Annotated in this window: 10 protein-coding genes; 5 read left to right on the forward strand and 5 right to left on the reverse strand. The window is 42.9% G+C overall.

From position 1 onward, the window contains the following. The first annotated feature begins 44 nt into the window (after positions 1 to 44). Positions 45 to 197, forward strand: a complete 153-nt coding sequence (locus SIO70_RS02500) for a hypothetical protein (RefSeq protein ID WP_320579159.1) — start codon at positions 45 to 47, stop codon at positions 195 to 197. A 406-nt stretch (positions 198 to 603) separates the two neighbouring features. Here the strand turns inward: SIO70_RS02500 and SIO70_RS02505 are convergent, their stop codons facing one another. The 5 genes from SIO70_RS02505 to SIO70_RS02525 form a co-directional block, all read right to left on the reverse strand. Next, positions 604 to 3,846 (reverse strand): TonB-dependent receptor, encoded by a 3,243-nt coding sequence (locus SIO70_RS02505; protein ID WP_320579161.1) that lies wholly within the window; start codon positions 3,844 to 3,846, stop codon positions 604 to 606. Between the two features lie 413 nt (positions 3,847 to 4,259). Further along, on the reverse strand, positions 4,260 to 5,666 hold the full coding sequence (locus tag SIO70_RS02510) for a hypothetical protein (protein WP_320579163.1): 1,407 nt from the start codon (positions 5,664 to 5,666) through the stop codon (positions 4,260 to 4,262). Between the two features lie 38 nt (positions 5,667 to 5,704). Further along, positions 5,705 to 8,536: a TonB-dependent receptor gene (locus SIO70_RS02515; RefSeq protein WP_320579165.1), complete on the reverse strand. Its 2,832-nt coding sequence runs from the start codon at positions 8,534 to 8,536 to the stop codon at positions 5,705 to 5,707. Positions 8,537 to 8,691: 155 nt separating this feature from the next. Then, a complete protein-coding gene (locus SIO70_RS02520) occupies positions 8,692 to 9,111 on the reverse strand; it encodes a hypothetical protein (protein WP_320579167.1) in 420 nt (139 codons plus the stop codon). Positions 9,112 to 9,343: 232 nt separating this feature from the next. After that, on the reverse strand, positions 9,344 to 10,180 hold the full coding sequence (locus SIO70_RS02525) for a UDP-2,3-diacylglucosamine diphosphatase (RefSeq protein ID WP_320579169.1): 837 nt from the start codon (positions 10,178 to 10,180) through the stop codon (positions 9,344 to 9,346). A 279-nt stretch (positions 10,181 to 10,459) separates the two neighbouring features. Between SIO70_RS02525 and SIO70_RS02530 the strand changes: the two genes are divergently transcribed. From SIO70_RS02530 to galE, 4 genes are all read left to right on the forward strand, one after another. After that, positions 10,460 to 11,113: a DUF47 domain-containing protein gene (locus SIO70_RS02530; protein WP_083724813.1), complete on the forward strand. Its 654-nt coding sequence runs from the start codon at positions 10,460 to 10,462 to the stop codon at positions 11,111 to 11,113. A 39-nt stretch (positions 11,114 to 11,152) separates the two neighbouring features. Then, positions 11,153 to 12,157, forward strand: coding sequence for an inorganic phosphate transporter (locus tag SIO70_RS02535; RefSeq protein ID WP_320579173.1), 1,005 nt, complete (start codon positions 11,153 to 11,155; stop codon positions 12,155 to 12,157). Positions 12,158 to 12,371: 214 nt separating this feature from the next. Further along, positions 12,372 to 13,235, forward strand: a complete 864-nt coding sequence (rfbA, locus tag SIO70_RS02540) for a glucose-1-phosphate thymidylyltransferase RfbA (protein WP_320579175.1) — start codon at positions 12,372 to 12,374, stop codon at positions 13,233 to 13,235. A 164-nt stretch (positions 13,236 to 13,399) separates the two neighbouring features. Then, positions 13,400 to 14,428 (forward strand): UDP-glucose 4-epimerase GalE, encoded by a 1,029-nt coding sequence (gene galE / locus SIO70_RS02545; protein ID WP_320579176.1) that lies wholly within the window; start codon positions 13,400 to 13,402, stop codon positions 14,426 to 14,428. Positions 14,429 to 14,494: the final 66 nt, after the last annotated feature.

Consider the following 14,494-nt stretch of genomic DNA (forward strand, 5'->3'; position numbering starts at 1 on the left):
TTCTTTTGGTCTAGTAAAACATTTTCCACAATACCGCAAGTTTTGTGACTACGTCCACCACTTTTGTAATGCCTTCCAGGGAACTACTAGAAACCCTGGAAGGTTTTCTTTTTTTATTCATGGTAAAAGAACCGGCTGTAGTTGGCCACGTGGCGGCAGGCAAGCCGCCACGTGGCCAACTACAGCAATTCTTTTAGTAGCTATTACGAGTCGATTAATAGCACTGATTAGCCGTCATTACTACAAATCTATCGCAAATTACTACACGAATCACACTCAACTTTACCGATCAAATACAAGTATTTTTTATCTAATTAAACCTTTCTAAATCCTTTATTGAAAAGCATTTTCATTATACTACACAAACCAGTAAACTGCAACTCCTATGTTCAACTTCATCACAGTATTTAGGTAAAATTTTAAAAAGAATTTCATGCATGCATCGCGAATTAGAGTGCTGTAAGTTTTTAATACTATAACAAAAACCGCGACCATTTTTATTACTGCCTTGTTGGAATGACCGTTTTGTTTTGCCAGCCGATTTCCACAAAAAAAGGGCGTATCACAAGATACGCCCTTCGACTTTTACATACTTTATACTAATTAGAAACTATACCTCAAACCTAACTGCATCTGGTGTCTGCTCGCAAAGAAATCCTTTGAATAAGGAGTTCCTGGATTAGTCCATGTATAAACAGGATTTGCAGTCGCTGAACCAGCAGTCGCAGTCTTCAAACCTACACTCGCTGTTGAGTTGAATGTATTCGGAGAGAAGTACTGTACACCCCAATTCTTATTAATCAGATTCGTCACATTCACGATATCATAAGTAAGCGTGATTGTATGCAGCGTCTTACCACTCTTGAAATTGAAATCCTGTGTGAAACGGAAGTCAGCAGAAGTATTCCAGGGTGTACGACCACCATTACGCTCTGTAAACTCACCCTTACGTGTCTTCAGGTACTTATCACCTTCTACATAAGCAAAGAATGCATCTGCCATATCCTGATTAGCAGCAGTGAAGAAAGTACGGGCCTCTGCCTGATCCTTTGGAATATACACCAGACTTACCTGCTGTGGAGTACCCTGAATTGTACTGTTCACAAATCCATAAGAGAAAGGAACACCAGAAGATGTATTAAAGAACACCGCAAAGTTTGCTACCCAACGATTCTCCTTAGTCCAGTCAACTTTGTAAGAGGCTGTCGCAACGATACGATGACGGATATCAAAGTTAGAATAAGCCAGACCAGGATTGTTAGGATTCAGTGCCTGATTCAGCTGCCAGTTAGACTCCATTGAGTTACGGATACCATTGGTGATATCTTTAGACTGACCATAAGTATAAGCTACACTTGCATTCAGACCAAACTTCCATGTCTTGTTTGCCTGACCGGTAATGCTGTAACGGTAACCCTGCTTGGTATTTGATAACAGGTAAGCATTAGTAAATTTAGAGTTGATCTTAGCACCAGTATAGATTGGCTGCTGGTGTTTAGTATCATAAGGCAAATAGTAAGGATTATCAACCAGGTTTACCTGCTGGAATTTCAGATCGTTGATAGTCTTTGTATAAATACCTTCTACAGTGAAACGCCATTGGTTCTGTGTAGAATAATCCAACGCTAAGCTGCTTCTCCACATTGATGGCATCTTAAAGTTATTATCGATCATATCCACCTGTGTAGCACCAGTTGCATCATGTACATCTACACCCTGTGCACTCACGAACTGTGCAGCACCCTGGTTGCTCACCTTTACAGGATTAGAACCAGTAGCAGGAGCATCGCTGGCACTTGTATAACCAAATTTCTTATCGTACGCTCCATAAGTTACACCATTGTTGTAGTAAGCGTAACCTAACCATGCGAAAGGAATACGACCGGTGAAGATACCAGTACCACCACGCAGGATCAGGCTCTGATCGCCATTGATGTCGAAGTTGAAACCTAAGCGTGGAGAGATCTGTACGTTATTCAGGTACTTGTTCTTGATATCGCTTGGTTTGGTATACGTATAAGTAGTACCGTAGTTTGCATCTACAGGAGCACCAGTTGTTTTCACGCTCAGCGGTTGCTTGTTAGGCAGGCTGGTATAATCTAAACGCACACCAGGAGTCAGTTTGAAACGGTCAGTGATATGGATCTCATCCTGTGCATAGATAGAGTACAGGTTGATCTTGAACGCTGCTGGTGGGTGAGACATGATATAATCACGTGAGTTATCAGTGTAGTTGAAGTTACCACGTACACGACTCGGCTGATCAGCCAGGAAAGAAGCAATGCTGCTGTAGTCAACACGGCCGTTCCAGGAGTTTACGAAACCATAAGTAATGTTGTAAAACTCGTTGTGTGTACCGATATTGATGTTATGCCTACCTTTGAAGATATTCACGTTATCGGTGAATTCAAAGGTTTTTTGTTTCATGTTGAAGATAGCCGCTTCACGGTCAGTACCTAAGAAGATAGTACCACCATTGCTCGCGATCTGGATCTGAGGCAGTGAAGGATCAGACAGTGGATCACGGTAATCATGCACACTGCTATAACCCAGGATCAAACTGTTTGACACCGTGTTATTGAAATGGCTTTTCAATTCAGCAACTGTGGATGTCTGGTTGTTGGTTTGTTTGTAATCAATACCGCTGAAACGGAAGTTCTGTTGGTCACGCTCCAGGTTAGTCGCTTCGGAGAAGATGGTATTGTTACGGATAGACAGCTGGTGCTTGTCGTTGATATTCCAGTCTAAACGGTTAAAGAACTTAGTAGAGTTGGAATAGATATTATAGTTACCGTAAGTACCTGCGTTGTATTTACCAGTTTTATCTACATCCAGTGCACTCATGTGATCAGCGATCTCTTTAGCCTGATCAGCAGTCAGCAAGGTCATGTCGGAAGAACCAGCAGCAAGGATCACAGGATCCTGACGACGGGTGATCTCTTCGTTGGTAAAGAAGAACAATTTGTCTTTGATGATTGGGAAACCAACACGTACACCTGTCTGGTATTCGTGGAAGCTGGAAGGCTCTTTAGAACCATCACCTGCGTTGTTCTTACCAATCATTGCTGCATTACGACCGAAAGCGTAAATAGAAGCATGTACTTCGTTGGTACCGCTACGTGTTACAGCATTGATACTACCACCGAGGAAGTTACCAATCTTTACGTCGTAAGGAGCCAGGTATACCTGAATATCCTGAACGGCATCCAGAGAAACCGGGTTAGTACGGGTAGAGCTACCTGGCTGTCCGGAGCTGTTAGTCTGACCACCCAGAGAAGGGCTAAAGCCAATAGCGTCGTTATTGATCGCACCATCCAGGGTTACGTTGTTATAACGGAAGTTGGAACCCAGGAAGGAGTTGTTATTACTTTGAGGAGTACCACGAGTGAAGTCCTGGAAACTACGGTTCAGGGAAGGCAATGTTTTCAAAGCGTTCTGACCTACACGGAAACCGCCTGGTTTACCAGTGTTGTTGCCTTTTACTACTACTTCGCTCAGTGCAGTAGATTCATCCTGCAACAGGAAGTTGAAGGTTACACTACCCAGTGATAAGTTGATATCATTTCTTTCTTCCTTCTTAAATCCGATGAAAGTAACGGTGATGGTATAAGGACCACCAGGATTCAGGTTGTTGATCAGGTAACGGCCTTCTGCGTTGGTTTGTCCACCATATTTAGTACCGGTACCGGTGTTTATAGCAAGCACGGTTACTCCAGGCAAAGGTTCTCCTTTTGCGCTTACTACCTTACCAGTAAGTTGTGACGTTGTAATCTGCGCCTCTACGTTGGTTGCAGCTAGTACAAGGATGCTAAATAAAAAAATTAGTGAAGAGTAAATCTTATTCACGTCAGTTAAATTTGACGCAAACGTATCTCCGTAACATTACGCGTGTGTTAACACAATATTAAATTAATGTTAACGAGCGCATGTAACACTATGTACCAACGAATTACAAATGTATTCGATGATAATTTGTGGAAAATAATTTAAAAAATGACGTGTATGGCAAGCCATCACATAAGTGCGGATAAGAAGAATTTGTTAGTTCGTTATAGGTATTCTCTTAGTTCGCAATATGTTCAAAAATAGGTGGTCTATGTTAAGGGAGTGTTACCCTAATATTAACTTTATCTCTGATAACTGTTAAAATTTTCACAAGAAGGTAAGCCATGGGAGCGGAAAACACACAAAGACTTGCTAAAAAAAGAAAACGCTTTAGCCAATGGCTAAAGCGTTTTCAAAATTGCTATATAATAATATTAATATACAGTTGTCTCTGCACCTGCAGTCGTCCAACCTGTAGTCCAATCAGTAGTACCATCAAATGCACCAATGTAGGTAGTAGCAGTGAAACCGGTAGTCAGATTAGAGAAATCAGCACCAGTCAGTGCAGGAGAACCTGTTTTCAGCAGGAAGCTAGGTGTACCAACGTTAGTAGAAGAAACACCAGCAGAGAACAGGTAAGGATTTGCCAGCAGCACATCAGTCGCGTTAGTCAACACAGTTGTGCTGGTAGTAGCCCACCATGCAGTCCATGCAGCATTGTCGGTAGTGCTCCACTCGCTCTTGGTTGCAGCAGTAGTGCTACCAGCGATGATGTTGTGAGAGAATACCAGGGTACCTTCAGAAGCGTTAGCAGAAGTCTTGTGAGATACAACTTTGCTGTCATCCAGGTAGAAACCGTAAGGGAAACCGATGATCAGAGAGTTGTACAGGCTCATAGAAGAGTTACGACGGATTTGTACACCATGCTGATAGTTAGCGTTGATAGAACCTGTAGAACCAGGACCAACGATAGTCATGTTTGAGAAAACAGCTTTCGTCTGTGGTGTATTGGAAGAACCAGTTGCATCGTTATCAGACTCAAAACCGTTTGAACCAGATTGGTCAGCAATAGTTCTGAAACGCTGTGCCAGACCAAACTGTACACGACCAGAGAAACCATTGTCAGTATCGAAATCATCATCCCAGGTATAAGTTGCAACCAGGTGATCACAATTTACAGTACCACCGAACCACTCGAAAGAGTCGTCACCGGAACGATAAACCTGTACATAGCTGATAGTAGTACCACTACCAACACCACCCATAGTCAAACCATTGATTTCGTTATCAGGAGAGTAAGCAACACCAGCAAACTCGATACGTACATATTTCAGTACACCAGAGTTGTCAGCAGCATCAGTACCACCATAATAGATATAAGTTTTTTCATCACCACCGTTAGTCGCAGTCAGACCACCTTCTATCTTAGCTTCGCCACCAGTAGCGTTGATTGGAGCTTTACCCAGCAGGATAATACCACCCCAGTCACCATCCTGACGTGCACCAACTTCCTGTGCAGAGGTGAAGATGATTGGTTTTGCAGCAGTACCTGTTGCATTTATTTTACCACCACGGGTTACTACCAGCGTACCTTTAGAGGCTTTATCACCCACGATGATAGTACCAGGTTCGATAGTCAGGGTTGCACCGCTCATTACATATACAAACCCTTTCAGCATGTATTTTTTGTCAGCAGATAAAGTTTGATTTGCTTTGATGTCTCCGGAGAGAGTTACGTACGTAGAATCAGTCGTAGATGTAGTATTGTCATCATCTTTGCTACAGGAGGTCATTGCCCCAAAAGATGCCATTACCAGCAAGCCTATAAGATACCTTTTCATGGATTGTCTAATTGAGTTTAGGTTCAGAAAAATTTAAACTACTTTGATAAATGATATGTAAAAGTCAATGTGAATGATGTTCCAGGGCGATACTGCTGTAACAGGTAGTCTTCGCCGGAGTTGATGCTTCCTTTTTGATATGCAGGATTATCGAATTTGTTGTTACCATTCTGGTCATAGTAGAATTGATAACGGGCATTTAACAGGTCTTTGATGTTCAGACGGAATCCGCTACGCTTGCTCACATTCAGGTTAGCCTGGAAGTCCAGCAGGTTTCTTGGGCTTTCGTAGATGTTACCGAGTCTGCCGGAACCATCTGCGCCTCCACCTTCACCTACCAGGTACAGACGCTGACCAATTCTGTTATACAGCAGGTTAAAGCTGACCTTATCATTAGGCAATGCATAACCAAGGCTTGTATTTACTACATAGTTAGATTGACCGGATAATGGTCTGTCTTTCGCGGTAGAAGTTGTATTGTCAGATACTACAGATTTGATATAAGCAACGTTCGCATAGAAGGTTACATTATCCAGGAAGCTATGCGGTGCTATGAATCCCAGTTTCTTTCTCACTTCTACTTCCACACCTACATTGTATGCATTAGGATAGTTGTAAGGCGTTACATCATACTGGCTCAGACCTGAAGATGTTACCCTGCTTTCTATCGGATTGTTGAAGTATTTGTAGAATACAGATCCTGATACTACTTCACCCGCTGCAGGGAAGATTTCATAACGCAGATCCGCATTATCAATCTGACTGCGCTTCAGGTTGATATTACCATTGATGAGTGAAGACATCTCATAGTCGTAATATGCTAATGGCGCAATCTCACGCAGCTCTGGTCTTGCTACTGTTCTGTAATAAGAACCACGCAGGTTGGAACGCTCATTCAGTGCATAAGTAATGTTTGCTGAAGGCAATACATCCAACCAGTTATTGTCCAGGTTAATAGTTGCGTTATTGATTGGTGACTTCAACTTCATATTATATGACTCCACACGCACACCCCATACGATACGGATCTTATCAGAAAGACGGTTATCGAGTTGTGCATATCCTGCTGTTGTAAGTGTCGTCGCCCTGTATTCATCTGCTGTAGAGGTGATGTCATTCAGGTCATAGAAATCCTGATCGATCACATCATCACCAAACAGTGTGCTGATTGGACGTTGTGCAACTACATCGCCACCATCTTTAATAGGATCCAGTTTCATACCAATATAGCGGGCATGAAAATCTCTGGAACGATACTGTCCTAACACACCTGCTTTGAACAGGCTCTTGTTGTCAAGGAAGCGGAAAGGATGTGAATAGTTTGCACTGGCGATATAGATGTTTTCATCCAGATCAGAGAACAGCCGGCTGTTGGCTTTACCTACCGATCCGATATCAGCTACCATTACAGCAGATGCATCATCGATGGCACGGCCATAGGATACTTTACGCTGGTCAGGCTGGTTGTTGGTGACTTTGTTGTAAGACAATAACCAGTTCACTTTACTCTGCCCCTGTCCAACCTGATGATCACCTTCTACGGATGTTTTGAACAGTGATTTCTGAATCAGGTCAAATGCATAGTAGTTGATATACTTAGAGCTACCGATATTGTCACCTTCTCTATACAGGAAATTGTCATCAAAGATCTTGTTGTAAATGTTTCTCCATACCAGTTTGCTTTTGCCTGTAGTGTAACCTACGTTTGCAACAGCACCCAGGTTAGAAGAGTATTTATATACATTGTCAGTATAATCGAAGTTGTCATAATGCCTGATCATGTCTTTGGCCACTGTCTCATTGTGTGAATAAGTCACACCTGCAATCACACCCAGGCTACCATGTTTCTTAGTATCCCAATGATTTCCCCAGCTACCCTGCAGGTTGATGGCGGGTGCACCATTGCGTTCTCTTACACGATAATCATTGTTCAGCGACTTCTCTGCAGCACGAGTTTGTGCAGCACTCAGCTGGTTGTTTACAATTGCTGTAGTAGATGGAAAAGCTGATGGCAACTGACGTGCGCCATTATCAAAACCTAAGATATCAGTGCTTGATTTATAACCAGTTTTGAAAGGCTGGAAAGTAGAAACAGTATTGAATCCGGTACCAAGTGAAATATCGAAGAATTGTTGTTCAGGAATTTCTTTGGTTTGTACATTGATCACACCACCCGCAAAGTCACCAGGCAATTCAGGTGTAGCGGATTTGGTGATAACAATGTTGTCGATCATATTCGCAGGAATGATGTCGAAGGAGAAAGCCTTACGGTTAGGTTCTGTACTTGGCAGGTTGGCATTGTCTACCAGCGCTACATTGTAACGATCACTCAGACCTCGTACAATTACGAACTTATTATCCTGGATAGTAGTACCGCTTACACGCTTCAGTACTTCGCCAGTACTGCGGTCCGGCGATTTCTTAATTACATCGGCAGAGATACCGTCTGATACAGCGGCATTATTTTTCTGCTGAGTATATAATGCGTTGATTGTTTCCTGCTTGAAAGAGCCTTTGATCACTACTTCAGCCAGGTTTTTGGAAGTAGGTTCGTCCATGATCACGGGCAGACTGGTAGCATTACTACCTTTTACAACCACTTCAGTGACTGCCTTGGTCTGATACCCCATGTATTTGAATTCGAGTGTATAGGTACCTGGTGCAATGTTTAATGTATAGCTCCCTGATACATCAGTCACAGTACCCTGTGTGGTCCCCTGGATTAAAACGGTTACACCAATTAACGGCTCCCCGGTTTTCTGGTCAGTTACCTTTCCAGTAATTCTTCCATTATCGAATGCAAAAGATGGCAATATAGCGTACAAAAATAAGCATACACATAACAGTGCGGACTCTAAAACTTGCTTCACAGTAGAATTATTCGTTCGTGATAGATTGATAGTACAGCAAAAGTATAGGGGCTATATAACCGTAGTGTTAACGGAGCGTTACCAGAATGTTAACAGTTTTACGTAAGTTCGTTGTAGGTATAGGAATATAAGGTTTACATAGTGCAATATAATAATTAACAGGAGAAGGGCTGTGGTCCTTGTCTGCTATTATTATGAAGATTTATTAATCTTTCGAGCTGAATGTTATATTCGTTACCGTTAGCATAACCTGTCTTTGCAATATCATTGAGACCTTTGATCAGTTGGAACAGGTGCATGCTTTTGTTGGTAAACGGTTTGTTGTCTTTGTTACAGAGTTCGAGGGTAAAGTTGAATCTGTCTTCCAGTTCTTCTTCGAATTCACGAAGGCTCAGGGTTTCGTCGATGGGGTATTCAATGAGCATATTTTCCAGAAAGCCTGCTTCCTGCAAGGTATCGAAAGCATTAGCCGGGGAGTTCCGCATATATACTGCAATGTTACACGAGAGTAACCGTTGGAACTGCATCTGCAAAAGAGATACTGTCATTAAAGGATGTAACTTCAATACTTTCATTTCACGTTTGGATTATTATTTCCAGTCTTACTGAATTTGTTTGCAAACTTAGTTCGTGCGTATTAAGTGAATATTAAGGGGGTGTTATCTAATCATAAATATATGTTAAAGTATAACATATATAACCTTGCATTTACTCTTCAAACCAATCCGTTTCCACCTTTAGCGAAAACGGATTGGTTGGGGACAGGCCTGCGGCCCGCTGAAATAGCAGGAATCAGAAATACCAATATTATGAATTAGGGAAAGTCACTGCTTTCGACAAATCAATATCTCCCCATATCTGCTGATCTTCTTCCTCTTCCGGCAGTACTACTTTTGATTTCGTTACAGGGTATTGGTAGAGGGTCCATTCTTTATTTACATATTCAAGAGAAGTGAGGCTTTCCACCCAGTCGCCGGAGTTCAGGTACGTTACCGTCTTACCGTTATGTACCATTTCCTTAATGATTGGCTGGTGGATATGCCCACATGCTACTACATCAAAGCCTTTGTCTACAGCGATTTCAGCTACGATCTGTTCAAAGTCGGAGATGAATTTCACCGCCTGTTTCACCCCATGTTTCACTTTTTTGGAAAAACTCATCTTTTCCCTTCCCATGCTTTCCAGGATATTGTTCACCAGGCGGTTGAGAATAATGAGCAGATCATAGCCTTTGCCCCCCAGTTTTGCAAGCCACTTGGAGTTTTTCATGGTTATATCATATACGTCTCCATGAAAGAACCAGTGTTTTTTGCCGTCTACGTCCAGGATGAGTTTATTATCGATAGTGAGGTTACCCAAACCAAACCCGGCAAATTTGCGGAGGGCTTCGTCGTGGTTGCCGGTCAGATAATATACATCTGTCCCCTTTCCTGTCATTTTCAGGATTCTGCGGATCACCTTGGTATGCGCTTTTGGGAAGTAGCGTTTGCTGAACTGCCAGATGTCGATAATATCTCCATTGAGAATCAGTATCTTAGGATCAATGCTATCTAGGTATTGGACAAGCTCTTTTGCGTGACAGCCGTATATTCCGAGATGCACATCGGAAATAACGACTATATCAAGTGGGCGTTTATCGGACATTGTTTACGCTGGTGAACCGGAAAGCCGGATTCGTTGTTTCTAATGGTGATAAATAGTGTTCGCTCGCTGTAGGTGTATTTGCCCCTGCGCTGGGCCTTTTCCGGATAAAATCATCCTTGAAAACCAGGCTCGTACACTGCAGGTTTTTACAATACAAAGAAAAAATTGCTATATTACTTTTATATTAATACAGTGTTAAGGAATCATTAAGAAAAATTATTTCTTGGAGGTATTGGTCGCGGAAAGCTATTTTTGCGCCAAATTCAAACTATATAGCGTATGGGAGGCTTCAATTCCTTTGTTAAATTGTTTATTCCTAAGGACAGGGTATTCTATTCATTATTTGAGGATGTAGCTGCCAATCTGGTGGAAATGGGAAAAGTGTTGATAGAACTGGTAAATTCTACAGACCCTGCTGTAAGAAAAGATAAGACGCATCTGATCGAAAGACTGGAGCATAAGAACGACGATTTTACCCATCGCATATTCGTAGAACTGGGCCAGAACTTCATCACCCCTTTTGACCGTGAAGATATTCACCACCTGGCATCTACGCTGGATGACGTAGCAGATTATATTCATGGCTCTGCCAAACGTTTAGATCTGTATAAAGTGGTAGAAATCAGCGATAGCGTTCGTAAACTGGCAGACCTGATTTACCAGGGTTGCGTAGAGTTGCACAAAGCGATCCCTGAACTGAGAACCATGTCTAACATGCGTAATATCACTGATGCCTGTGTAAGGATCAACAGCCTGGAAAACCATGCTGATGATATCTATGATATGGCCATCGCTGACCTGTTCGAGAAAGAATCCAACAATGCAGGCGAGCTGCTGAAAATGCGTGAATTGTATCAGGCACTGGAAATCGCTACCGATAAATGCGAAGACTGCGCCAATGTGATCGAATCTATCATTATTAAATATGCATAGTCGCCCGGTCCTTAATGGCTCAATGCAAACTGTATTCTAATGGCCTTACTTGTCACAATTATTATACTGGCGTTCATCTTTGACTTTATTAACGGGTTTCATGATGCTGCCAACTCTATAGCTACAATCGTTTCCACAAAAGTGCTGACCCCGTTTCAAGCCGTATTGTGGGCTGCTATATTCAACTTTGCCGCTTTTTTTATCTCAAAGTACGTTTACGGGGAATTTAAGGTAGGTAATACCATTGCTAAATCAGTATTCGAGCAGTTTATCACCCTGAAAGTGATCTTCTCCGGACTGGTAGCGGCGATTGTATGGAACCTGCTGACCTGGTGGTATGGTATTCCATCCAGTTCTTCCCATACCCTGATTGGTGGCTTTATTGGCTCTGCCGTTGCTGCTGCTCATGGTAACTTTGATGTGATCAACTATGGTAAGGTAATGCCTATCATTTACTTTATCGTGCTGGCGCCCTTTATAGGGATGGCCGTCGCCTTTGTGATCACTATTATAATTATGAACGTTTGCCGCAAGGCAAACCCATATAGGGCAGAAAGCTGGTTCAAACGCCTTCAGCTGGTATCTTCTGGTGCCCTGAGCCTTGCCCATGGTGGTAATGACGCTCAAAAGGTAATGGGTATCATCGCTGCTGCCCTGGTAGCGCATGGTATTATCCCTGACCTCATGCATATACCGAACTGGGTACCGTTCTCGTGTTTCGCTGCAATTGGTTTAGGTACCATGAGTGGTGGCTGGAAGATTGTAAAGACAATGGGATCCCGCATTACCAAAGTGACTCCGCTGGAAGGTGTAGCCGCTGAAACCGCAGGTGCCATTACGCTTTACCTCACTGAAGCACTGGCCATTCCCGTAAGTACCACACACACAATTACCGGTTCTATTATCGGGGTAGGTGCTACCAAACGTCTTTCAGCAGTACGCTGGGGGGTAACAGTGAGCCTGCTCTGGGCATGGATCCTGACCATTCCGATCAGTGCTTTACTGGCTGCTGCCGTGTATTTTATCGTGAATCTCTTTTTTTAAACGATCTTCGGATTTATATAGCCAGGCCGGCGTGAGTAATACAGAAGTTATACTCACGCCGGCTTTTTTTATTGATATTTTTCCCGATGCCGCTTTTTTTTCCCCCCATCCACCTATTTTTGTAAGGCTTTTGGAAAACCCAGTATCCTATTACATCAATGAGACCATTATTGTAATGGTGTATTGATAATTGTTTATCATATAATAAACCGCAATGAAAGGTATTATCTTAGCCGGGGGCTCCGGTACGCGTTTACACCCCATTACTTATGCCATCAGTAAGCAGATCATGCCGGTGTATGATAAACCGATGATCTACTATCCACTGTCTACGCTGATGTTGGCTGGTATCAGGGAGATCCTGATTATTTCAACGCCTCATGACCTGCCTGCTTTCAGGCGGCTCTTTAACGACGGCAAGCAGTTGGGACTGGAAATTTCTTATGCTGAACAACCGGAACCAAATGGTCTGGCACAGGCATTTGTGATTGGCAAAGACTTTATCGGGAATGACAATGTCGCCCTGGTATTGGGAGATAATATATTTTATGGCGCAGGTCTTGGTACCCAGCTGGCCAACAATGTGAATCCACAGGGTGGTATCGTTTATGCCTACCAGGTATCAGACCCGGAAAGATATGGTGTAGTGGAGTTCGATGACAAAATGAAGGCGGTATCTATCGAAGAGAAACCTGCTAAGCCAAAGAGCAACTATGCCGTACCAGGGTTGTACTTTTATGACAATACCGTGGTGGAGATTGCTGCTAACCTGAAACCAAGTGCACGTGGTGAATACGAGATCACAGATGTGAACAAGGCCTACCTGGAGGCTGGCAGACTGAAAGTATCTATCTTACCACGCGGTACCGCATGGCTGGATACAGGTACCTTCGACTCCATGATGCAGGCTTCCCAGTTCGTTCAGGTAATAGAACAGCGACAGGGGATCAAGATCGCCTGTATTGAAGAAATCGCATACAGACAGGGATTCATTGACATAGATCAGTTACACAAACTGGCAGCTCCACTGCTGAAGAGCGGTTATGGCAACTACCTGGAGTCATTGCTGAAACAATAATATTGAGATCATACACCAAAAAATCGCTTTTGCCGCCAGGGTAGAAGCGATTTTTTGCGATTAGGTGTTCCTGGCTGACCAATATTTTGAGAATATGGTATTTACGACATAAATTCGTAATTCGCTTTTTGTTACTTTGATACCAACTCTAAAAAACAAATCATATGAAGGTTCTTGTTACCGGCGGTTGTGGCTATATTGGCGCTCATACTATCGTAGATCTGATAAATAACGGATTTGACGTAGTTTCTGTAGACAGCAATATCCGTAGTAGTACACAATTGCTGGAAGGCGTAGAAAAAATCACAGGTAAAAAGGTTCGCAATTACAAAGTTGACCTGTGCAACCTGGAAGATACCCACGCCGTATTCCACGAAAACCGTGACATCGTAGGTGTCATTCACTTCGCAGCCCTGAAAACAGTACCAGAATCGGTGTCAGAGCCCCTGTTATACTTCCACAACAACCTCACTTCACTGACTAACGTACTGAAATGTGTAAAGGAATTCAACATTCCTAATATGGTGTTCTCTTCTTCCTGCTCCGTGTATGGTAATACCAACGCCCTGCCAGTAGTAGAAGAAACCCCACTGGGAGAAGCACAATCTCCATATGCACGTACCAAACAAATGGGGGAACAGATTATTGAAGACTATAGCCGTGTAAACAGCACACAGTCTATCCTGCTCCGTTATTTCAACCCGGTTGGTGCACACCCTTCTGCCCTGATCGGTGAACTGCCGCTGGGCAGACCAGATAACCTGGTGCCAGTGATCACCCAGACAGCCATTGGCAAAATTCCTAAGCTGACTGTGTTTGGCCATGATTATGATACCCGAGATGGTAGCTGTATCCGTGACTATATATATGTAATGGATATCGCAAACGCACATACCAGGGCTTTGCAATACCTGATCGACAAGAAAAATAAAGCGAATTGCGAGGTTTTCAACCTGGGTACCGGTAATGGTGTAACCGTACTGGAAGCTATCAAGGCATTTGAAAAGATCTCTGGCGTGAAGCTGAATTACGAACTGGGCCCAGGTCGTCCGGGAGATGTAATTGCAATTTATGCGAATAATACAAAAGCTAAATCCCTGCTGGGATGGGAGCCTAAAACAGGCATTGAGGATATGATGAGGACTGCATGGCAGTGGGAAGTAGCGCTAAGAGACAGGGTTTTAAATAATTAAAGTTTCATCCGCCTTAGGCGGATGAAACTTTTTTTAAATAGTACAGAGCTATAACATGCTCATCTT

This window comes from Chitinophaga sancti (assembly GCF_034087045.1).
GTDB classification, from domain to species: Bacteria; Bacteroidota; Bacteroidia; order Chitinophagales; family Chitinophagaceae; genus Chitinophaga; species Chitinophaga sancti_B.